22 protein-coding genes and 1 pseudogene are annotated in these 18,775 nt (G+C 66.0%); 12 read left to right on the forward strand and 11 right to left on the reverse strand.

Annotated elements, in window-relative coordinates; all coding sequences use genetic code 11:
• Nucleotides 1–95: 95 nt before the first annotated feature.
• From J3367_RS19465 to J3367_RS19480, 4 genes are all read left to right on the forward strand, one after another.
• Nucleotides 96–1,550 carry a pilus assembly protein TadG-related protein gene (locus J3367_RS19465; protein ID WP_421462219.1) on the forward strand — a complete coding sequence of 485 codons (1,455 nt, stop codon included), beginning with the start codon at nucleotides 96–98 and terminating at the stop codon, nucleotides 1,548–1,550.
• Nucleotides 1,547–2,077, forward strand: a complete 531-nt coding sequence (locus tag J3367_RS19470; protein ID WP_421462221.1) for a TadE/TadG family type IV pilus assembly protein — start codon at nucleotides 1,547–1,549, stop codon at nucleotides 2,075–2,077. Before J3367_RS19465 ends, J3367_RS19470 begins: the two co-directional genes overlap by 4 nt.
• Nucleotides 2,077–2,640 (forward strand): TadE/TadG family type IV pilus assembly protein, encoded by a 564-nt coding sequence (locus J3367_RS19475; protein WP_421462223.1) that lies wholly within the window; start codon nucleotides 2,077–2,079, stop codon nucleotides 2,638–2,640. Before J3367_RS19470 ends, J3367_RS19475 begins: the two co-directional genes overlap by 1 nt.
• 122 nt (nucleotides 2,641–2,762) lie before the next feature.
• Nucleotides 2,763–3,380: a glutathione S-transferase family protein gene (locus tag J3367_RS19480; protein WP_228239820.1), complete on the forward strand. Its 618-nt coding sequence runs from the start codon at nucleotides 2,763–2,765 to the stop codon at nucleotides 3,378–3,380.
• A 64-nt stretch (nucleotides 3,381–3,444) separates the two neighbouring features.
• On the opposite strand, the gene J3367_RS19485 is transcribed toward J3367_RS19480, so the two are convergent.
• On the reverse strand, nucleotides 3,445–4,035 hold the full coding sequence (locus J3367_RS19485) for a superoxide dismutase family protein (RefSeq protein WP_228239819.1): 591 nt from the start codon (nucleotides 4,033–4,035) through the stop codon (nucleotides 3,445–3,447).
• Between the two features lie 159 nt (nucleotides 4,036–4,194).
• Between J3367_RS19485 and J3367_RS19490 the strand changes: the two genes are divergently transcribed.
• A complete protein-coding gene (locus tag J3367_RS19490) occupies nucleotides 4,195–4,638 on the forward strand; it encodes a DUF1499 domain-containing protein (RefSeq protein ID WP_024352058.1) in 444 nt (147 codons plus the stop codon).
• Between the two features lie 140 nt (nucleotides 4,639–4,778).
• The gene (locus J3367_RS19495; protein ID WP_421462225.1) at nucleotides 4,779–5,675 is read left to right on the forward strand and encodes a DMT family transporter; all 897 of its coding nucleotides are present in this window, start codon (nucleotides 4,779–4,781) and stop codon (nucleotides 5,673–5,675) included.
• An 82-nt stretch (nucleotides 5,676–5,757) separates the two neighbouring features.
• Here the strand turns inward: J3367_RS19495 and J3367_RS19500 are convergent, their stop codons facing one another.
• Nucleotides 5,758–5,901, reverse strand: a complete 144-nt coding sequence (locus J3367_RS19500) for a hypothetical protein (protein ID WP_154653370.1) — start codon at nucleotides 5,899–5,901, stop codon at nucleotides 5,758–5,760.
• A gap of 241 nt (nucleotides 5,902–6,142) precedes the next feature.
• On the opposite strand from J3367_RS19500, the gene J3367_RS19505 reads away from it, so the two are divergent.
• Nucleotides 6,143–7,189 (forward strand): ion channel, encoded by a 1,047-nt coding sequence (locus J3367_RS19505; protein ID WP_421462227.1) that lies wholly within the window; start codon nucleotides 6,143–6,145, stop codon nucleotides 7,187–7,189.
• A 3-nt stretch (nucleotides 7,190–7,192) separates the two neighbouring features.
• Here the strand turns inward: J3367_RS19505 and J3367_RS19510 are convergent, their stop codons facing one another.
• Nucleotides 7,193–7,615 (reverse strand): group III truncated hemoglobin, encoded by a 423-nt coding sequence (locus J3367_RS19510; RefSeq protein ID WP_024352068.1) that lies wholly within the window; start codon nucleotides 7,613–7,615, stop codon nucleotides 7,193–7,195.
• Nucleotides 7,616–7,710: 95 nt separating this feature from the next.
• Between J3367_RS19510 and J3367_RS19515 the strand changes: the two genes are divergently transcribed.
• The 3 genes from J3367_RS19515 to J3367_RS19525 all read left to right on the forward strand — a co-directional run bounded on the left by J3367_RS19515 (nucleotide 7,711) and on the right by J3367_RS19525 (nucleotide 8,969).
• Nucleotides 7,711–8,166 carry an Rrf2 family transcriptional regulator gene (locus J3367_RS19515; protein ID WP_421462229.1) on the forward strand — a complete coding sequence of 152 codons (456 nt, stop codon included), beginning with the start codon at nucleotides 7,711–7,713 and terminating at the stop codon, nucleotides 8,164–8,166.
• Nucleotides 8,166–8,438 (forward strand): DUF6522 family protein, encoded by a 273-nt coding sequence (locus J3367_RS19520; RefSeq protein ID WP_421462231.1) that lies wholly within the window; start codon nucleotides 8,166–8,168, stop codon nucleotides 8,436–8,438. Before J3367_RS19515 ends, J3367_RS19520 begins: the two co-directional genes overlap by 1 nt.
• 129 nt (nucleotides 8,439–8,567) lie before the next feature.
• Nucleotides 8,568–8,969, forward strand: coding sequence for an acyl-CoA thioesterase (locus tag J3367_RS19525; RefSeq protein ID WP_009210213.1), 402 nt, complete (start codon nucleotides 8,568–8,570; stop codon nucleotides 8,967–8,969).
• 10 nt (nucleotides 8,970–8,979) lie between these two features.
• Here the strand turns inward: J3367_RS19525 and J3367_RS19530 are convergent, their stop codons facing one another.
• Nucleotides 8,980–9,315, reverse strand: coding sequence for a YnfA family protein (locus tag J3367_RS19530; protein ID WP_421462233.1), 336 nt, complete (start codon nucleotides 9,313–9,315; stop codon nucleotides 8,980–8,982).
• Nucleotides 9,316–9,677: 362 nt separating this feature from the next.
• Here J3367_RS19530 and J3367_RS19535 point away from each other — a divergent pair, with 362 nt between their 5' ends.
• A complete protein-coding gene (locus tag J3367_RS19535; RefSeq protein WP_421462234.1) occupies nucleotides 9,678–9,923 on the forward strand; it encodes a YrhK family protein in 246 nt (81 codons plus the stop codon).
• A 52-nt stretch (nucleotides 9,924–9,975) separates the two neighbouring features.
• On the opposite strand, the gene J3367_RS19540 is transcribed toward J3367_RS19535, so the two are convergent.
• The 3 genes from J3367_RS19540 to J3367_RS19550 all read right to left on the reverse strand — a co-directional run bounded on the left by J3367_RS19540 (nucleotide 9,976) and on the right by J3367_RS19550 (nucleotide 11,954).
• On the reverse strand, nucleotides 9,976–10,287 hold the full coding sequence (locus tag J3367_RS19540) for a YdeI/OmpD-associated family protein (protein ID WP_421462235.1): 312 nt from the start codon (nucleotides 10,285–10,287) through the stop codon (nucleotides 9,976–9,978).
• A 92-nt stretch (nucleotides 10,288–10,379) separates the two neighbouring features.
• Complete coding sequence (locus tag J3367_RS19545) at nucleotides 10,380–11,582, reverse strand: extensin family protein (RefSeq protein ID WP_421462237.1); 1,203 nt, start codon at nucleotides 11,580–11,582, stop codon at nucleotides 10,380–10,382.
• A 138-nt stretch (nucleotides 11,583–11,720) separates the two neighbouring features.
• On the reverse strand, nucleotides 11,721–11,954 hold the full coding sequence (locus J3367_RS19550; RefSeq protein ID WP_421462238.1) for a hypothetical protein: 234 nt from the start codon (nucleotides 11,952–11,954) through the stop codon (nucleotides 11,721–11,723).
• 150 nt (nucleotides 11,955–12,104) lie between these two features.
• Here J3367_RS19550 and J3367_RS19555 point away from each other — a divergent pair, with 150 nt between their 5' ends.
• Nucleotides 12,105–12,365 (forward strand): hypothetical protein, encoded by a 261-nt coding sequence (locus J3367_RS19555; RefSeq protein WP_024352075.1) that lies wholly within the window; start codon nucleotides 12,105–12,107, stop codon nucleotides 12,363–12,365.
• 114 nt (nucleotides 12,366–12,479) lie between these two features.
• Here J3367_RS19555 and J3367_RS19560 read toward each other — a convergent pair whose 3' ends face one another.
• From J3367_RS19560 to J3367_RS19575, 4 genes and pseudogenes are all read right to left on the reverse strand, one after another.
• Nucleotides 12,480–13,610 (reverse strand): YihY/virulence factor BrkB family protein, encoded by a 1,131-nt coding sequence (locus J3367_RS19560; protein WP_421462240.1) that lies wholly within the window; start codon nucleotides 13,608–13,610, stop codon nucleotides 12,480–12,482.
• A gap of 603 nt (nucleotides 13,611–14,213) precedes the next feature.
• Complete coding sequence (locus J3367_RS19565; RefSeq protein WP_421462242.1) at nucleotides 14,214–17,201, reverse strand: efflux RND transporter permease subunit; 2,988 nt, start codon at nucleotides 17,199–17,201, stop codon at nucleotides 14,214–14,216.
• A complete protein-coding gene (locus J3367_RS19570) occupies nucleotides 17,198–18,403 on the reverse strand; it encodes an efflux RND transporter periplasmic adaptor subunit (RefSeq protein ID WP_421462243.1) in 1,206 nt (401 codons plus the stop codon). The genes J3367_RS19565 and J3367_RS19570 overlap by 4 nt, the downstream gene beginning before the upstream one ends.
• Nucleotides 18,404–18,445: 42 nt before the next feature.
• Nucleotides 18,446–18,658 (reverse strand): annotated as a pseudogene (locus J3367_RS19575) (aminotransferase class I/II-fold pyridoxal phosphate-dependent enzyme); the annotation flags it as partial.
• Nucleotides 18,659–18,775 lie beyond the last annotated feature (117 nt).

An 18,775-nucleotide genomic window follows, 5' to 3' on the forward strand; every position in this document is an offset into this window, starting at 1 on the left:
TTCCGATGCCTCGCTATAAGCGCTTCTTTTTAAGGCGTTTTAAATCTCATCGGCTCAATAATAAGACAGCCCTATAGTCTATGCATTGGCGCTCGATGAAACCCTCCGCCTTTCGGTCCAGATTCCTGCGCGCCAAAGCCGGCAGCATCCCCGTCATGACGGCCCTGATGCTGGTGCCGATGATCGTCATCTCCGGCGGCGCCATCGACCTCATCGCCCATGAACGGCTGCGTTCGGTGCTGCAGGACGGTCTCGATCGCGGCGTGCTGGCGGCGGCCTCCCTCACCCAGACGCGCCCGCCGCGCGAGACCATCGAGAGCTTCCTCAAGGCGGCCGTGACGAAGGGCAGCTACGCCCTCGACGTGAAGGCCGACGAGCTCAGCAACGCCAAGCGGGTCGAGGCCAGTGCCACCGCCGTCACCGACACGGCCTTCCTGCGGCTGATCGGCATCGACCAGCTCACCGTGGTGGCCCATGCGGAGGCCGAGGAGAAGCGCAAGAACATCGAGATCTCGCTGCTGCTCGACATGTCGGGCTCCATGCGCTTCGACAAGTCCGGCAGTTATCCGGGCCCCAGCGGGGCCATGCGCATCAACTACCTGCGCCCGGCCGCCAAATCCTTCATGGACATGGTGCTGGCCGACGGCGCCGAGGACTACACCACGGTCAGCATCGTGCCCTATGCCGGCCAGGTCAGCATCGGCCCGATCCTGTTCGACGCCCTGACCCGCAACCGCCGCCAGCACGACCGCTCCTCCTGCTTCCAGTTCGGGCGCAGCGACTTCACCCTTGGCGTGCCGGATTTCGCCAATCTTCCCCAGACCCAGCACTTCACCCAGGCGAACCATCACGACGCGCTGAAGAAGGCCGGCGAGGCGCAGATCACCGAACCCTGGTGGTGCCCGGACGATCCCCACGATCCGCGGCCGGGCACGACGCACGATTTCGTCGCGGGCGAAGGCAAGGACACCGACCGGACCAGCGTCTCGTTCCTCTCCAACGACCGCGAATATCTCAAGCGGCAGATCGACAACTACAAGCTCTATGACGGCACCGGCACGCCGATCGCGCTGAAATGGGGGCTGCTGCTGCTCGATCCGGCGATCCAGCCGATGCTGCGCGAGGCGGCGCGTTACCGCGCCCTGTCCGAGGAGCTCGACATCGACGCGCGCTTCAGCAACCGGCCGGCCAGCTTCACCGATCCCGACACGATGAAGTTCCTCGTGCTGATGACCGACGGCGCGATCAGCAGCCAGCGCATTCCCAAGGATACGAGCAAGCCGGTCCAGTACTACAACAATGGCAGTCTCAACACCGACCTCTATACCGTCGGCGACGCCGAACGCTTCGCCGCGGCCCTGTGCACCGCGGCCAAGCAGAAGAACGTCATCGTCTTCACCATCGGCTTCGACGTGAACGACACAGCGGCCAAGCAGATGTCGAACTGCGCCAGCGGCGCGGAGCGCTTCTACCGGGTCAACGCCCTCGACATCCAGGACGCGTTCAAGTCGATCGCCACGGCGATCCAGAAGATCAAGCTGATCGGATGACACGCCTCCTGCCGATCCTGAAGGCTCCGCTGCGCCTTGCCCGCGACCGGCGCGGCGCGACCGCCGTCGAGTTCGCGCTGGTGGTGCCGCTGTTCCTCGCCATGGTCTTCTCGATCTTCGAGGCCGGCTGGCTGATGACCCAGACGATCATGCAGGACGGCGCGCTGAACCGGATCGTGCGGCAGCTGCGCATCGCCGACAATGCGGCGATCTCGGCCGACGACCTCAAGCAACGGATCTGCGCCCAGGCGATGGTCTTTACCGATTGCGCGGCGAACACGACGGTCGAGCTGATTGCCCTCAGCAATGCCTCCGACACGATCCCGGAGACCGTCGCGCGCTGCGTCCATCGCGGCACCGTGCCGGCCTATCGGCCGGGCGAACGCTCGGAGCTGATGTTCGTCCGGGTCTGCACCTCGGTGCGGCCAATGACGCCAATGCTCGGCCTCGCCGTGGCACTGCCCGACGGCGACACCGGCGCCTACGGCATCAATTCCTACGCCGCCTTCGTCAACGAGCCGCAATGATGGCCGATTCTGCCCCCACGGATGGCGCACCGCCGCCCGCTCGCCATCGCCACCTCCTCGGCGACCGGTCCGGCGTCGCGGCGGTCGAGTTCGCGCTGATCGCGCCGCTACTCGTCCTCGTCCTGCTCGGCACGGTCACGCTCTTCGACTTCTACCGGGAAAGCCTGGCGCTCGAACGCGCCACCGCCTCGATGAGCGACTACATGTCCCGCCAGACCGAACTGCCGAGATCGGTGCTCGACAACCGCATCATCGCCACGCTGAAGGCGCTGGTGCCGCAACCCGACGGCGCGCTGGAAGTCCGGATCTCCAGCCTGACCCGCTCGTCGCGCGGCTTCGACACCGACTGGAGCTACCCGCCGGACGCCTCGCCCGCCTTCGCGGACCGCCCAATCCCCGTCGACCTCCTGCCGTCGGTTGCCATCGGCGACTCGATCCTCGTCACCGAGACGATGATCCCCCAGAACGCCATGTTCGACGTGGTCCGGCTGAAGGGCATGACCCACAGTTCGGTAGCAGCCGTCCGCCCCCGCTTCACCAAGCGCATTGCCGGGCCGAACTGAGCCCTCTCGATACGAGCGGACGATACGCCCGGCCCGTGCTCGACGGTCCGCACCACGCCTTCATTGCCGGCGGTGGCCAATGCTATGCTGCGCCTTCAGGCAAGCGGCACAGAAGGCACGCGATGTTGACGATCCACGGGATGGCCGATTCCGGCAATTGCTACAAACCCCGGCTGCTGATGGCGCTGCTCGGCCGCCCGTTTCGCCATGTCGAGGTGAGCACGCTCGACGGCGGCACCAAGCAGCCCGCGTTCCTCGCCGCCAATCCCAACGGCAAGGTGCCGCTGCTTGAACTGGAAGACGGCCGCACCCTGCCGGAATCCAACGCCATCCTCTGCTATCTCGGCGACGGCACACGCTTCGTGCCGGACGACCGCTTCGCGCGCGCCGAGATGCTTGGCTGGATGTTCTTCGAGCAATACAGCCACGAGCCGCACATCGCTGTGCGGCGCTCGCTGCTGGTCTATCCGCAGATGCGCGAGGCCGCGACGCCGCAGCGTCTGGCCGACACACTGGCCGGCGGTCACAAGGCCCTGGCGGTGATGGAGCAGCGCCTGTCCGGGGCGCAATGGCTGGTGGGCGACGCGCCGAGCCTCGCCGACATCGCGCTCTATGCCTATACCCACCGGGCCGGCGAAGGCGGATTCGAGCTGACGGATTATCCCGTCATCCGGGCCTGGCTCACGCGGATCGAAGCGCTTCCCGACTACCGGCCGATCGGCTGGCTGCCCGGCGCCTGAGCGCCGGACTCAATCTTCACCGGCTGCCGGCCCATGCCGGCAACCCGTTCTGTCAGCGGACGGCTTACTGGCCCGAATAGACGACGCCGCAGGCAATGCGGTCGCCGGCGTCGCCCGAGGGCTGCGAGGAATAATCGTCGGTGCCGCCATGCACGACGATCGCCGAGCCGTCGGCATCGTTCAGCGGCGCCTCGCCGCCGGTCAGCGTCAGCGCCGGCGCGAAGCTCTCGAAGCTGGCCGAGCCGTCGGTGGTGGTGAAGTTCGGCAGGTCGCCGGCATGATGGCCGCCCTCGACCTTGTAGCCATGCTCCTTGTCGGTCGGGTTGTAATGGCCGCCGGCCGAGGAGAAATCGCCTTCGCAGACGCCGGTCTCGTGGACGTGGAAGGCATGGTCGCCATCGGCGAGATTGGCGAGATCGGCCGACAGCAGGAGGCCGTGCGGCGTCGGGGTCACCGTGACCGTGCCGGCCGAGCCGCCATCGGCGCCCTTCATCTCGACGGTGATCGGCTCCATATCGTTCTGCATGCCGGCATTCATGCCGTCGGACGGCGCGTTGGCCGGCTTGTCGGTCGGGGTCGGCGTCGAATCCTGCGCCATCGCCGGAACGGCGAACAGGGCGGAGGTGGCAAGAGCGAGTGTCGCGATGCGAAGCATGGGACGGTTCCTTCCGGTTGCGCAGGCCCGCGCCAGATTTGGTCCGCAGGCCTTAGTGTCGTCCCCCCGCAACGACCGCCCGGCGGCGATCGTTCCGCTCTGATCAGCCAGGCGTGAGCGCGCCGGCTGCCCGCAGGCATTGGTACGGAAAGGCAAGGCATGGCCCATCTTCTCGAGGCGCTCTGGACACGGCTGGGCGGGCCCGCCGACCAGGGACCGGTCGATCTGGCGAAGCTGACGCGGCGCTCCGTGCCAAACGACAGCGTCGCGGCGTCGCCCGGCGCCACCGCGGCACGGGTCGATGTCGCCCTGCCGGTCTTCGCGATCCCGCCGCAGGCCCTCCTCGCCCGTCTCGACGCGGCCCTCGCCGAGGATGGCGACGTCGTGCGGGTCGATCACGGCCAGACGCCGAACTACCGCCGCTATGTCGCGCGCAGCGCCGTCCTGCGTTTTCCCGACACGATCGACGTGGATGCCTTCGGCGCACCGGAGGGCACGCTGATGCGGATCTATGCGCGCGCGCTGCTCGGCCGGTCCGATCTCGGCGCCAACACCAGGCGGCTGAGCCGCTGGGCGGAGCTTCTGGCAAACGCCGCCCGCTGATCCGACGCGCGCCGATCGCCGGTGCGGCGCACGGCGCCTGCCTTGCCTCGCCCCACCGGCTCCGATAGTCAGCAAGACGATCGGTTCGCGGCGCTCCATCGGCCTTCGCGAACCTCTCTCCCATCCTGCCTCCGGTCGCCATGACACGCCTTCGCGCCAATTGCCTGCTGCTTCTCGCCGGTGCCGTCTGGGGCATGGGCTTCGTCGCCCAGTCGACGGCGATGGCCGCGGTTGGCCCGTGGACCTTCACCGCGGCGAAGTTCGGCATCGCGGCGCTGACCCTCGTGCCCTTCGCCATCACCGAAGGCCGCCGCGCGGCGGTGCCGGTGCCGCCCGGCACAAGGATCGGCTTCGTCGGCATCGGCGCGCTGCTGTTTCTCGCCGCCATCACCCAGCAGATCGGCATGGTCACCACCACCGTGACCAATGCCGGCTTCCTGACCGGTCTCTATGTGGTGCTGACGCCGATCCTCGGCCTCGCCCTGCTGCGCAGCCGGCCGCACTGGGTGGTCTGGCCGGCGGCGCTCACCGCGCTGACCGGCATCGCCCTTCTGGGCGGCGGCAGCCTGGCGGCGCTGAATGTCGGGGATGTGTGGATGCTGGTCTGCGCCGTGTTCTGGGCGCTGCAGATCGTCTTCGTCGGGCTGTTCGCCGGTCCGAGCGGACGGCCCTACACGCTGTCCTTCGTGCAGTTCGCCGTCACCGCGATCCTCGCCGGCCTCGGCACGCTGGCCTTCGAGGCGCCGACCCTGGCCGGGCTGTGGCAGGCCTGGCCGGAAATCGTCTATGGCGGCGTCCTGTCGACCGGGCTTGCCTTCACCCTGCAGATCATCGGCCAGCGTCACACGACGGCGGCGCAGGCGGCGATCTTCCTGTCGTCGGAATCGCTGTTCGCGGCGCTGTTCGGCGCGATCATCCTCGGCGAGCGCATCGCGGCCATCGGCCTCGTCGGCTGCGCCCTGATCTTCACCGCCATGCTGGCGGTCGAACTGGTGCCGATGCGGCGCTGGGGCAAAGCGCGGCACGCCGAAGCCTGACGGCACGCGGCGCTGCATCGCGCGGCGTCGTCTCAGCCGCGATGTTCCGTCCGGCGCCAGACGGCGCCGGTGACGCTCCTGCCTACTCGATCATGCCGCGATGGTTGCGGCGGTACTCGTCGCGCATGCGGCGGGCATCCTCGATGACCGCGGCGGCCTCGACGAAGAAGCCGGCAACGCGCTGGTGGAAGCGGCGGGGACGGCTGGGAGAAGTCTGAGGGGCCATGATGGGTCTCCGGTCTGTTTCATGTTGCAATGCAACAGATAGGCCGCTCCGGGGACGCGTGGCACCGGGCTGGTTGCAAGGCAGCCATGCAGGATTGCCGCGATCGGCGCGGCGCACTGCCTCCCCGCCGCTGTCGCCTCCTCCCGCTTCACCTGTTCGGGATCGGATCGCAGCGTGCCGCGTTGGCGCAGGACGCTTTGTCTTCACCGCTCCCTCACGGCCCCGATCCGGAACACTCGCCATGATCCTTCTCTCGCTTCTCGGCGCGGCCCTCGTCGCCTGGACCATCATCGAAATCGGCCTGACCACCCTGACGGCCCGCGGCGCCGGCCCGCTCACCGCCTGGTCCATGCAGGGGGCGTGGCGGCTGGCGCTCCGGATTTCCGATGGCGGCGAGCGCGGCCATCGGCTCCTGTCGGCCGCCGGCCCGCTCATTCTCGCCGGCTCGGCGCTGGTCTGGTTTGTCGGCCTGTGGCTCGGCTGGTGGCTGATCTTCCTCGGCGGCGGCGACGGCATCGTCAACGCCCAGACCAAGGCGCCGGCCGATGCGGTGGAAATGCTCTATGTCGCCGGCTACACGCTGACGACCCTCGGCCTCGGCGATTTCCAGCCGTCGGGCGCGCTGTGGCAGCTGCTCACCGCGCTCTGCGCCGCCAACGGCCTTCTCGCCCTGACCCTGTCGGTCACCTATCTCGTGCCGGTGATCTCGGCGGCGGTCGCCAAGCGCCAGCTGGCGATCACCATTCACGGCCTCGGCAGCACGCCGGACGGAATTCTGAGCCAGTGCCGGGACGGCGACGGCTATGGGCGGCTCGCCAGCATCCTCGATACGCTGTCCCCGAACATCATCACCCTCGGCCAGCAGCATCTGGCCTATCCGGCGCTGCATTACTTCCACTCGGGCGAAGCGGCGGCGGCGCTGCCGCTGCGCCTCGCCGCGCTCAGCGAGGCCATCGACAGCATCGCCGCCACCGTGCCCGCCGACCGCCAGCCCGACCGGCTGTCGATGATCCGCTGCCAGTCGGCGATCACCTCGTTCCTTTGGTCGCTGCGCTCCGGCCACATCAAGCTGTCGCGTGAGGAGCCGCCGCGGCTGCATGGCGACGATGCCGCCCGCCCCGCGCCGGCCGCCGGCATGGACGGGGTGCCCGCCGGCCATGCCGGATCGGTCGATCGCCGCCTGCTCCTGTCGCTGGTCCAGAGCGATGGCTGGTACTGGCAGGCGATCAATCGCTGCGACAGCGACTACGACGCCCTGGAGCGGCAGACCCGTCAAAACACCGACTGACGGTCACTGGCTGCGCGGATGGGCCGGCCGCAGATCGGCGAGCTCCGGCCGGAAGAACAGCCCGGCCTTCAGGCTGTCAGCGATCCGCTCCGCCTTCTCGTGGAACACCGCGGCCGTCGCCGCCGGAAAGCGCCGGCTGGTCGTCTCGCGCCACAGGCCGAGCCAGCGGTCGAACATGGCGAGATCGATCTCGCCGCGATGGCGGTGGTGGACGGCGAAGGGATTGCCCTTGTAGCGGCCCGAGGTGAGCATCACCGACGACCAGAAGGCCGTCAGCCGCTCCAGATGCGCCGGCCAGTCCGTCACCGCCCCCTCGAACACCGGCCCCAGCACCGGGTCGGCGCGCACCCGGTCGTAGAAATCAGCGACCAGCAGGCGCAGCGAATCCTCGTCGACGATCGGCGAAACAATGCGGTCCTCGGACATGGGGCGACCTCGCGGCAGGCCGGCGGACGACGCCGCTGGCTAAACATGTATTTCTGATATATGTTTTATCTGCACAGCGAAAGGGAGCCCGACGCATGCGCCTTACCCGCTACACCGACTATGCGCTGCGCGTCGTGATCTACCTCGCCGCGCGGCCCGACGGCCTCTTCTCGGTGGCCGACATTTCCGAGGCCTACGGCATTTCGCGCAACCATTTGACCAAGGTGGTCCACGAACTGGGCAAGGCCGGCTATGTCACGACCCTGCGCGGGCGCGCCGGTGGCATCCGCCTTGCCCGTCCCGCGTCGCAGATCTCCGTCGGCGAGCTGGTGCGGGCGACCGAGGACGGGTTCGACCTCGCCGATTGCGGCTGCTGCATCATCCAGCCGGCCTGCGGCATGAGCGGCGTCCTCGCCGAAGCGGTCACCGCCTTCCTCGCCGTCCTCGACCGCTACAGCTTCGCCGACCTGCCGAAGCGCGAGATCGACATCCTGTCGCTGTTCCCGCTGGCCGAGCCCGGCAATGCGTCCCGCGTGGCGGCGCGCGCCTGATGGCCGATCACGCTCCCCAGGACGACTCTGGCGACGTCGAGGTCGACAGCACGGCAGTGGCCGCCGCCTTCGGCCTGCCGCTCGCATTCTTCCGGACCGAGCTGCGCCGCGGCAATGTCCGCGGCACGGTCGAGCGCGGCGTCGGCGCCGATGCCGGACGCCACCGGCTGGTCTTCCGCTATCGCGGCCAGCGCCGCGTGCTGATCCGCCAGCCCGACGGGCATCTCGTCCCGGAAGAGCCGGAGAGCGGCGCCCCGCCCTGCCAGAGCTGATCGCGGCCGAACGCCGCCGCAGGCTCGGCCGCGATGCCGCTTCACCCGCACCCCCGCGCGATCGCTCCGCCACCGCTGCCAAGTCCTGCCGCGTCTGCTATGCCATTCGGGCCAATGAGGAGACGCGCGATGGACGAGACCGACGAACAGCCCCGGGGCGAATTGACCATCCGGCTGCCGGCCATGCCGGCCGACGCCAATGCCAATGGCGACATTTTCGGCGGCTGGGTGATGTCGCAGATGGATCTGGCGGCCGGCATCCGCGCCGCCGAGCGGGCCCGCGGCCGCGTCGCCACCATCGCGGTCAACACGCTGATCTTCAAGAAGCCGGTGAAGATCGGCGACACGCTCTGCGTCTATTCGACCATCGACAAGGTCGGCCGCACCTCGATCACCCTGTCCATCGAGGCTTGGGCCAAGGGCCGCGCCCGCCACGAGCGCACCAAGGTCACCGAGGGCACCTTCGTCATGGTGGCCATCGACGACGAGGGCCGCCCCACCGCCGTGCCGGCCGAGACCATTGCCGACTGAGCATGAGGCATCAGGCGCCGCGCGGCGCCCACAGGATGATCGCTGCGCCGACGAGGCAGAGCCCGGCGCCGGCCATGTCCCAGCGGTCCGGCCGGCTGCCCTCCACCAGCCACAGCCAGCCGAGCGAGGCGGCGATATAGATGCCGCCATAGGCCGCAAAGGCCCGGCCCGCCGCCTCCACCGGCACCAGCGTCAGGAGAAAGGCGAACAGCGCCAGGCTGGCGAGGCCCGGCACCAGCCAGAGCCCCGACGCGCCCGAGCGCAGCCACGACCACATGGCGAAGCAGCCGGCAATCTCGGCCAGCGCGGCCGCGACATAGGTGACGGCGGTGAATGCAGGCGTCATCGGATTTCCCCTAGCGCGGAACGCGGCCCAGCTCGGCTCGGCGCTGCGCGACCCAGACGCATTGCATCAGTGGCAAGCCGCCCGCAACCGCGAGACCGCGACGGCTGCAGGGGTGTCACCGCCGCGTCGGTCGGCAAGCCGCATGCTCCGCACGGCGCAGCATTACCCGGACCAGCCGGAGGCCCATTCCCGGCGGTCGGATCCCGCAGCGAGGACACCGCCGCACGGTTGCCTTGTCGTATCGGGGCCCGTTATGCCGGACCGGCAGGGATCGGCCCGCCGTCCGCCGCAGACATGGGAACGCGGCGGGTGCCGCCCTGCCGTCGTCACCGCACAGACGCCACGCATTCCGAAGGTCCAATATGCTGCAAATTCTCGTTCGCGACTTCGGCTACATCCATCTCGGTATCGGCCTCATCGGCAATCTGCTCTTCGTCATCGGCTCGGTGCTGTTCTTCAAGGCCTTCGAGGAGTGGTACACTCTGGCCGTCTGGATGTTCGTCGCCGGCTCCACCGGCATGTTCCTCGGCTCGCTCGGCGAACTCGCCAAGACGATCTACGAGGGCAGGGAAAAGCGCCGCGACAAGCGCGCAGCGGACGCAGGCTAGCCCGAGGCGCACCCACCGCCAGACCGGCCTGCCGCAGCCCTTCGCCGCCCGATCACCCCTTGCGTGTCTTCCCGTCGATCAGCACCGCCTGCTGCCACGGGCTCGGCGCCTTGTCCGTGCGGTGGATGCAGCCGGCCCAGCAGCAGGGCCGCTTCCGGCCCTCGCGCAATTCGCCGATGGTGCGTTCGATGCGCCGCTGCCGCGTCTTTGCCTGCTTGGCATCCTCGACCCAGCAGATGAACTCGTTGCGCCCGAGCGGCGTCAGCTTCCGCCAGAGATCCAGCACCTCCGGCTCCGCCGTCAGCGCCGCCTGCATGTCCTCGCCGGCCTGGTGGACCGTCCCCTGCGGAAAATCGTCGGCCATGATGCCTCCCGGCATGTCTCGTCCGGTTGCAGGTGCATAAAGTCAGGCGACCCTACGATCCGGGCCGGCGCCGCCGCAACCCGTCCCGGCGCCTATTTGCAGACCACGCGGCGGCGGTTCTTGGCGTCGAGATGCAGATGGTCGCGGTGGTCGTAATTGTAGCCCGGCCCCAGCACCGTGCCGAAATAGCGGCAGGCCGAATGGCGCACGGCCTTCTGGAAGCTCTTCTCGCGGAAGGAAAAGAAGCCCTTCTTCTCCACGTCGAACACCGAGCCGTCGGAAAAGGCGAAGCCGCGCACATCGAGGGCGTTGCCCTTGGCGTGCTCGGAGACTGTGCGCGAGCCGGCGATGCGCGAGCAGCGATAGGAGGAGGCGTTGAGCACCGCCGTCGGGCGCTTCCACAATTTCCAGCGGGCGGCGGACTTCACTTCGTCCTCGACCCATTGCGAGATCCGCGCGGCAGCCGCGCAGTTCATCGTCGCAGCCGGCTTCATGGCGACGCCCTTGGCGATCGCCGTGATCTTCACCGGATGGGCAATGCCGCAGGACTTGCCGCTGCTGACCGGGTCGATGTCGACGAAGCTCACGCCCATCTTGCGCAGGGCCGTCCGGCACATGGCTTCCGAGCGCGGCATGGCGCGGTAGCCGCTCGGCGTCTGGTTCTCCAGCGCGCCCCGACCCGGCACCGGGCTCTGAGGTGCCGGCTTGCGCGCCTCCCCTAGAGAGGCGACGACGCTGCGCTGCGGTACGAACTTCGGGGTCGCGGGCACTTCCCGCCGCTGTGGCGGTGGCGCGGCGGTCACCGCCTTCAGGCCGGTCCAGGGATCGGCGGCCGGCGCGGCACTGCTCGTCTCGCCGCCGACGCTGCGCGGCGCGTCCAGCGGCGGCAAGGCGCCATTGCCGGCCGGCTGCAGCGGCGCGGCGGCAGGCACGCTGGCGCGGCGGCCGAGAAGATCCTGATAGAGCGAGCTCGTCGTCGACGCCGAAGACGCCGCGGCGGCGGCCGGTGCGGCGGGCGCGGCGCGGACGATCGGTTGGGTCGCGGCAAGCGGTTCGGGGGCCGCCGGCGGCGCGGCGTTGGCGCCATCCGGCCGGGCGACGCTCGGCCGGTAGCCCTCGCCGGCCGACGGAACGTGACCGCCCCAGACCATGCCGCCCGATTGCGGAATGTCGCCGGGCGGAACCGGGGGCGCGAAGCCTGTCTGGGCCGCGGCATGCTGCGAGGAAAGGCTCGCCGTCACGATACAGGCGACGGCGAGCGCAGCGAAGCGCCATTCGCGAATACGCGATACCATGCGATGGCCTTTCGTCTTCCGCGAAACTCGAGCGGACAGCCGAAAGCTAGCCGGGTTTGGTAAGCGAAGAATGAACAGGCGGCGCTTTGTGCCGGGATGAAACAGCGCGGTCCGTCCGCAAGCGGCCGGCCCGGCGCTTCAGGCGCGGCCGTCGTCGCGCAGCGCCGTGGCCAGCCAGCCGGCCTCGGCCTGCCGCAGCCGCCGGGCCGCACGGGCCATGGGCGGTTCGGCGGAGAGCGGCCCGGGCACGCCGCCGGCCGCCTCGCAGCGCTCACCGGAGGGCGGCGTGACCGGCCGGCCCGGCGCGATCCGCGAAGGGCGGAGCGACCGGCGGTCTGTGGCCGAAGCGGGGCGATGGCGAATGGTGATCATGGCCGCCACCATGGTGGCCGGCGGCTGAACCTCGGCTGAACGGCGCGTTGCCGGCCGGTCATTTGCAGGTCAATGCGAACCGGCGCCCTATATAAAAGGGAACGCAGCGCCCGACGGGCGCGCGCGGCGTCCAACCAACGGAGCTGACGTATGTCTTCCCTGAATTTCGATCTGCCCGCCGATTTCTTCTGGGCCAAGTCGGCGCGCCGCGTCAGCCCGCGCGGCGGCGTCTCGCACAAGCGCTTCGACACGCTGGCCGAGGCCATCTGCAGCGCGATGGAAGACCAGGACACGCCCCGCTACAGCGTCTCGATCGACACCGACGAGACCTCACTGACCATGGACGAGGTCGACGCGCTGTATCGCAGCGACGATTTCGCCGCCTATCGCAAGCGCTACAGCGCCGCCTGACACCCGCATCGCCGGCCACGGGCGCCAGGCCGGCGTCCGCGCAGGCCGGGGCGGAGCCGATCCCCTCCCCGCCGACCGACCTTCATCTGGCCGCACAATGGCGGCCGGCATGCCTCATGCGCGCTCGCGGTTGCGCATGATCCAGGTCAGGAACAGGGCGGTCGGCAGCGCCATCGCCACGATCTTCGCCGTGCCTCGGCGCCGGTGCAGAAAGTCTTCCAGCTCCTCGCGCCGGGTCGGCAGGTCCGGCTCCTCTACCGACACCGAGGCCCGGCCAACCGTGTCGGCCATGGTGGCGCCGCGCGAGCCCAGCGGCTGCGCCGGCGCGCGGGTCGTGTCGCGGGCGGTCTGGTGCTCCATCTCGGCATTCACCTCGCCGCCGACGATCAGGATCGTCGTGGAGATCCAGATCCAGGTCATGAAGCCGATCAAAGCCCCCAGCGAACCGTAGGTGGCGTTGTAGGAGCCGAAATTGGCGACGTACCAGGAGAACAGCAGCGAGACGACGACGATCACCACCACCGTCAGCACGGTGCCCGGGGTGATCCAGCGCCATTTGGCGCGCGTCCGGCTCGGACCCCAATGGTACAGCGCCGCAATGCCAAAGGAGACCAGCAGGAAGATGCCGGCATAGCTGGCGATGCTGACCAGCCATTTCGTGTCGGTGCCGATGCCCAGGAGGTCGAGCGCCAGCGGCAGGCCGACGACGAGGCCGATGAACAGGATCGCCGCGACGATCGCCCCCAGCGTGAAGACGAAGGAGGTCAGGGTCAGCGTGACGAAGCTGCGCTTTTCCGCCTCGTCATAAGCGACGTTCATCGCCTCGAACAGCGCCTTCATGCCGGCATTGGCGCTCCACAGGGCGATGGCCAGCGAAATGACGAAGGTGAAGCCCAGCGTGGTGTTGCCCTGCGAGGCCAGCCGCGTCAGCTGTTCGTTGATGATCTCCATGCCGCCGCCGGGGATCAGCGCCTGCAGCATTGCGGCGTGCTCCTGCACCGTGGCGGGATCGGCGAACAGGCCGTAGACCGAGACGAGCGCCGACAGTGCCGGAACGAAGGCCAGCAGCAGGTAATAGGTCACGCCGGCCGCGACGAGCATCACCCGGTCGTCGCTGATCTCGGCGAAGACCCGCCAGGCCACGTCCTTCCAGCCCGCGGCCGGGATCTGCGACGGCCGCACGGCCCCGCGTCCCCTGCCCGCCTGATCCGCCCGCCCCGCCGCGTTCCGGGTATCACTCGTCATCAATTGCGCTCCTTGGTCCGTCCATTCGCAGGACAAACGGCCCGAACGCCATTCCGTTGCCACATTGCGGGACGGTGGGGTGAGTGGGAGCAGCTGGTGGTGACGTCGTTTGCCGAGCGCGCGGCGCCGTAAGGATATCCAGCATTCAACGGCGGATGCCAGTGACCCAATGGAAGGAGGCGCAGGCAGGACTCGCTGAATAACGGCTTTGCGCCCAACTCTGTCACTCTGCTGTGCCGGCATCGAACCCTAAACCGGACCCTTGCGAAGAATGGGAGCTCAAGCCTCATCGCTTCGGCGGTCGCTATCAAGGCGCCTCGCTACTGCTCCGCGGCAGCCAAAGCTAACAGCCTGCTGCAATTCAAGCGCATGCCGCAGAACAGCGAGAAAAATTTTCACAATTTGCGACACATCCGGCGTAGATATGTTCGGTTTCATTTTCTTTGCTCATTACCCTCTCGCTTGTAGTCACTATCCGCGTGCACAATTCTCAATTCGGGGCTGAGGAGCATCCTCGGCCCCGGGACATGGCGAAGAAAGTGGAACGGAAACGTTGCACCGCCTCATTGAGGCAGAGGAAGATTACCGGCGTGATGAAGAGGGTCAGTACCTGAGAGACGAGCAGCCCTCCGGCCACTGCCACTCCAATGGCTGGCGAAGTTCCGCGCTTGCCCCGTAACCGATAGCAATTGGCAGAGCCGCGGCGAGAGCTGCCATCGTTGTCATCATGATTGGGCGGAAACGGCGAAGGCACGCGGTCCGGATTGCTTCTCGCGCCGGGATATTTTGGCGCTGTAGATCGAGCGCCACGTCGACCATCATGATAGCGTTTTTCTTGGCAATGCCGATGAGCACCAGCAGGCCAATGAGTGCCATGAGGCTCAATTCCATATCGAACAGCATGAGCGCACCGAGCGCCCCTGTCGCAGCGGCCGGCAGGCCGGTTAGGATTGTCAGGGGATGAACCAGGCTCTCATAGAGCATGCCCAGCACGATATAGATTACCAAAACAGCAGCGACTAAGAGTAAGCCTTGATCTGCCATAGATTCCTTGAATGCGCGTGCGCTGCCACCGAACTCGATCGTGACACTTGTCGTCTTTAGTTGCTTCGCTCGGATGGCCTCGATACGAGATATTGCTTCCCCAATCGATCCTTCTGGCGAAAGGTCGAACGAGATAGATGCTACCGGCCGGGTGCCTACCTGGTTTACCTCCGCTGGACCAACAGTGCGCTCGAACGCGGCCACCGCTGCCAACGGCACCAGTGACCCCGTGTTTGCGCGGACAGTCACAGCATGCAGACGATCTGACGTTGTGCCAACGGGATCCATTGCGAGGAAGACTTCTTGGCTTTCTGCGACCCCCTGGATCGTCGCCACCGGCCGCCTACCGAAAGAGGCGTGAAGGGCGGCACGGATTTGACCCGCATTCAGACCGAGGTATCCGGCCTTTTCCTGATCGACAACGATGCGAGTATGTGTCGCCAGTTTCAGTAGATCTCCCGACACAGCCCGGAAAAGTGTGTCCGCTTTCATCGCCTCAAGTATCAGGTTGGACGACGATGCCAGCTCGACAAGCGTGTCGGCCTGAATCCAGAACTGATATGCGCCCCGCGCCTTTCCTCCCGCCATCCGAGCGCTTTGGGTCGTCGCCACCGTAGAAGTGAGACCCGAAATCGCAGCAAGTTCCTTTCGTAGGCTTGCCATAACTTCACTGATAGGGGGGCGACCACGCCTTGCTCTCAGCTCGACAAAGAGGTGGCCTTCGTTTACGGCACCGATCCTCTCGTTTCCAACCTCTGAAAGAACGTGCGCTACAAAGGGCGACTTAGAGACGATTACCTCGGCGGTACCTTGCATTTCGTTCATCGCGGCGAAGGATGTGTCGGGCTGCGCCTGGAGAGCGATAACTAGCTGGTCCGTGTCCTCTCCGGGCAAAAATCCCTTCGGGATCTCCTTCAACATCCAGCCGGTCGCTACGACCGAAAAAACGAAAATCAGAATAGTAGTCCGCCAAAACTTCAGGCTAACATCGAGCAGCATTTCATAACCACGGAGGAGGCTATGGAAACCGCACTCGAGCAGACTTAGCCTCTCCCGCAGGTTTGGATGAGAGGGCCTCAGCCAGTAGGCCGCGAGAGTGGGCGTGAGGGTAACCGACACTAGCGCGGACACAGCGAGCGCAATCACAACGGTCACGGCGAAAGAATTGAGAATGCGCCCGACAATGCCTCCCATCATCAACACCGGGAGAAATACGGCTCCCAGAGACAGGGTCATGGAGACGATCGTAAAGCCTACTTCCTTCGACCCGCGCATGGCCGCCTTGATCGGCGAGACACCTTCTTCGAGATGGCGTACGACGTTCTCGTGCATCACGATCGCGTCGTCGATGATGAGCCCAATAGATAAGGTCAGAGCGAGAAGGGTGATGTTATCGAGGGACAGCCCAAGGATATGTAAACCAGCGAACGTTCCGGCCAACGTCACCGGCACGACGAGGCTGGGGATGAGGGTAGAACTCAGACGCCCGACAAGCGCGAACATTAGGGCGAACATGAACACGGTCGTGATGATCATCGTCAACTCGACGTCGTGCACCGCATTCGCTACGGCCGTGGAGCGGTCGTTTACGATCTCGATGTTGACGCCTGATCCAAGCGCGTCGCGTAGTTTCGGCAGAAGTTCTCGAATCCCGTCAGCGACAGAAATGATGTCTGCGTCCGCCTGTGCTCGAATAGACAATACATAGGCGTCGTGACCGTCGTAGCGAGCGATCCGCTGTTCATGCTCGACCGAGTCGCTGATCTTTGCGATATCGCTAAGTCGAACGGGCGTTCCGCCGGTTCCAGAAACAACTAAGTCGCGAAATGCGGCAGCGTTCGAAGGCTGAGTGTCAGCCTGGAGGACAACCTGCAAGTCCGCCCCGGCGATGCTGCCGAGTGGTCCAGCGTCGACAGCTGCACGCACATAACGTCCTAACTCGCTGATGGTCATATTTCTGGCGGTAAGGGCAAGGGGATCTGCGTCAATGCGGATCGCGCTTTTGCCAGAGCCTTCGCCCGATACGGCTCCGACGCCGGGCGTGTCGCTGATCATTGGCTGAATGATCCTTCGGGCGAAATCCTCCAAGTCAGGCAATGGGCGACTTGCACTGCTAAGGACGAGGAGGAGAACCGGCACATCTGTCGGGTCAAGCTTCAGCGTCCTTGGCGCTGTCGGCATAGAACCCGGCAGACGAGCTTGTGCCCGTGTCACCGCTGCTGCGGTTTCGGCGACAGCTTGATCGGCGTCCCGGCCAAGATAAAACTCTACTGTGATAGCGGTAGATCCCTCGCGATTGACGGCGCGGATCACATCAACGTCAGAAAGGTTCGAGAATTCTTCCAACAGCGGCCTTGCAACCGCACTTGCCATAGTTTCCGCATTCGCTCCCGGGAAGTCGGCTGTCACCAAGACGGCAGGAACGTCGATTTTCGGCAGTGAGGCGCGAGGTAAAGCGGTGTAGGAGATAAGCCCGGCGGCGACCAAAGCAAGACACAGGAGGTATGTGGCAATGGGTCTGCGGATAAAGGGGGCGGAAACGTTCATGGACGATGCATCGGTACGTTGCCCGATTGCCGGCTAGCGTCTGCAACCTTTGCCTCGGCTGCTATCGTAACCACGTTACCTGCTGCGATTTGCGGGTAATCGCCCCTGACGACGCTCTCTCCGGGGCTAATTCCGCTTGCCACAAAGGCAAGTCCATCGCGAGTTTCGGATAGGACGACCTTGCGTTGTTCTGCCTTGTTACCCGGATCGAGAACGAAGACGCTCATCCCTTCCGAACTCGAAACCAACGTGTCGAGAGGCACCGTGACGGTTTCCTCTTGAACGTTGAAGTCGACGGAGACGCGGACATACTGACCGGGCCAGACCACGTTGTCGTGATTCGGAATGAGGCCCACCACCCGGATAGTCCCGGACTTTGAATCGACGGCTGGGTCGATGAACGTGACGCTCCCGCTTCCGAGAAGTTTCCCATCGCTGGGTTCGTATACATGGACTAGAGCTGGATCGGTCGTCGTTGCGAGAGATGTCAGCAATAGCGGGAGGTCAGTTTCCGGCAGCTGAAAGGACACTCGCGCAGGCTTTGTCTGCGTGATCGTCAGGAGTCCCGCCGCTTTTGTCTCCGACGCACCTACAAAACTGCCCAGATCTACTGCGATGGCGCCGGCACGCCCTGCGACCGGTGATCGTACTGTCGCATGATCGAGAGCAATTCGGTCGGTGATGACCATTGCTTCACTGGCGGCGACTTCTGCGGCGAAGATCGCTACATCCGCCGCGATCTCGTCGCGTTGCGCCGGGGACGCGGCGGATCTTCGGACGAGTTCCTCGAAGCGGACGAGATCAGCGACGGCGCGGTCGTGCCGGGCACGGTCACGAGCCAACAGAGCCTCACTCCGTAAGAGTTTCGCCCGCGTTTCCTGGTCGTCCAAGCGGAACAGCACGTCTCCTTTTTTGACCTCTTGGCCTTCGACAACCTCTTGCGCAATGATCGCCCCGGATACGCGTGGATGCACCCTGACGGAGGCAGAGGGTTCGATCCAGCCGGCGATAGTACGAGTAGTGCGAGATTCGGCTCTCTTAGCCAGGGCCACACGCACGACAAGTGGCTGCGCGCGAGAGCTTACGGGAACAGTAATTATAGGGCCGGCGAAATAGGCGCGACTGCTTTCTGGCCCCGAGGGAGCCACGGAGAGGGCCGAAACAAAGACGATACTGGCGACAATCGAAGAGACCTTTTTCAACACTTGGCTCCGTCGGTCCAAATTCAGTACCTTGTGCTTCCTTTATTCGGCGACCTCCGCATGACCATATTGCGTCAGGCGAAGGGTTGCCCACACCTCATCAAGCGCTTCGACGAGATCGTCTGCCAATGTATCGGTGTGGAGCGGAGTCGGTGTGATGCGTAGGCGCTCTCTGCCCCGCGGCACGGTGGGATAGTTTATGGGTTGGATATAGATGCCATGCACTTCAAGCAGGCGGTCGGACGCTAGAGCGCATCCTCTGATCGATGAATCGGATGTGAAGTGACGGTGTGCCCGACGTCTGGTTCAACTTCTACCTCGATGGAGGTGGATGATGGCCAGAGCGTTGAGCGAGGATCTGCGGTCACGGGT

It is taken from the genome of Aurantimonas sp. NFXS3, from assembly GCF_049132005.1.
Lineage (GTDB): Bacteria > Pseudomonadota > Alphaproteobacteria > Rhizobiales > Rhizobiaceae > Aurantimonas > Aurantimonas coralicida.

What these genes read in the sequence shown, in the direction of transcription:
- J3367_RS19465 (WP_421462219.1), top strand. Translation starts at nt 96, where the DNA reads ATGAAACCCTCCGCCTTTCGGTCCAGATTCCTGCGCGCCAAAGCCGGC.
- J3367_RS19470 (WP_421462221.1), top strand. Translation starts at nt 1,547, where the DNA reads ATGACACGCCTCCTGCCGATCCTGAAGGCTCCGCTGCGCCTTGCCCGC.
- J3367_RS19475 (WP_421462223.1), top strand. Translation starts at nt 2,077, where the DNA reads ATGGCCGATTCTGCCCCCACGGATGGCGCACCGCCGCCCGCTCGCCAT.
- J3367_RS19480 (WP_228239820.1), top strand. Translation starts at nt 2,763, where the DNA reads ATGTTGACGATCCACGGGATGGCCGATTCCGGCAATTGCTACAAACCC.
- J3367_RS19485 (WP_228239819.1), bottom strand. Translation starts at nt 4,035, where the DNA reads ATGCTTCGCATCGCGACACTCGCTCTTGCCACCTCCGCCCTGTTCGCC.
- J3367_RS19490 (WP_024352058.1), top strand. Translation starts at nt 4,195, where the DNA reads ATGGCCCATCTTCTCGAGGCGCTCTGGACACGGCTGGGCGGGCCCGCC.
- J3367_RS19495 (WP_421462225.1), top strand. Translation starts at nt 4,779, where the DNA reads ATGACACGCCTTCGCGCCAATTGCCTGCTGCTTCTCGCCGGTGCCGTC.
- J3367_RS19500 (WP_154653370.1), bottom strand. Translation starts at nt 5,901, where the DNA reads ATGGCCCCTCAGACTTCTCCCAGCCGTCCCCGCCGCTTCCACCAGCGC.
- J3367_RS19505 (WP_421462227.1), top strand. Translation starts at nt 6,143, where the DNA reads ATGATCCTTCTCTCGCTTCTCGGCGCGGCCCTCGTCGCCTGGACCATC.
- J3367_RS19510 (WP_024352068.1), bottom strand. Translation starts at nt 7,615, where the DNA reads ATGTCCGAGGACCGCATTGTTTCGCCGATCGTCGACGAGGATTCGCTG.
- J3367_RS19515 (WP_421462229.1), top strand. Translation starts at nt 7,711, where the DNA reads ATGCGCCTTACCCGCTACACCGACTATGCGCTGCGCGTCGTGATCTAC.
- J3367_RS19520 (WP_421462231.1), top strand. Translation starts at nt 8,166, where the DNA reads ATGGCCGATCACGCTCCCCAGGACGACTCTGGCGACGTCGAGGTCGAC.
- J3367_RS19525 (WP_009210213.1), top strand. Translation starts at nt 8,568, where the DNA reads ATGGACGAGACCGACGAACAGCCCCGGGGCGAATTGACCATCCGGCTG.
- J3367_RS19530 (WP_421462233.1), bottom strand. Translation starts at nt 9,315, where the DNA reads ATGACGCCTGCATTCACCGCCGTCACCTATGTCGCGGCCGCGCTGGCC.
- J3367_RS19535 (WP_421462234.1), top strand. Translation starts at nt 9,678, where the DNA reads ATGCTGCAAATTCTCGTTCGCGACTTCGGCTACATCCATCTCGGTATC.
- J3367_RS19540 (WP_421462235.1), bottom strand. Translation starts at nt 10,287, where the DNA reads ATGGCCGACGATTTTCCGCAGGGGACGGTCCACCAGGCCGGCGAGGAC.
- J3367_RS19545 (WP_421462237.1), bottom strand. Translation starts at nt 11,582, where the DNA reads ATGGTATCGCGTATTCGCGAATGGCGCTTCGCTGCGCTCGCCGTCGCC.
- J3367_RS19550 (WP_421462238.1), bottom strand. Translation starts at nt 11,954, where the DNA reads ATGATCACCATTCGCCATCGCCCCGCTTCGGCCACAGACCGCCGGTCG.
- J3367_RS19555 (WP_024352075.1), top strand. Translation starts at nt 12,105, where the DNA reads ATGTCTTCCCTGAATTTCGATCTGCCCGCCGATTTCTTCTGGGCCAAG.
- J3367_RS19560 (WP_421462240.1), bottom strand. Translation starts at nt 13,610, where the DNA reads ATGACGAGTGATACCCGGAACGCGGCGGGGCGGGCGGATCAGGCGGGC.
- J3367_RS19565 (WP_421462242.1), bottom strand. Translation starts at nt 17,201, where the DNA reads ATGAACGTTTCCGCCCCCTTTATCCGCAGACCCATTGCCACATACCTC.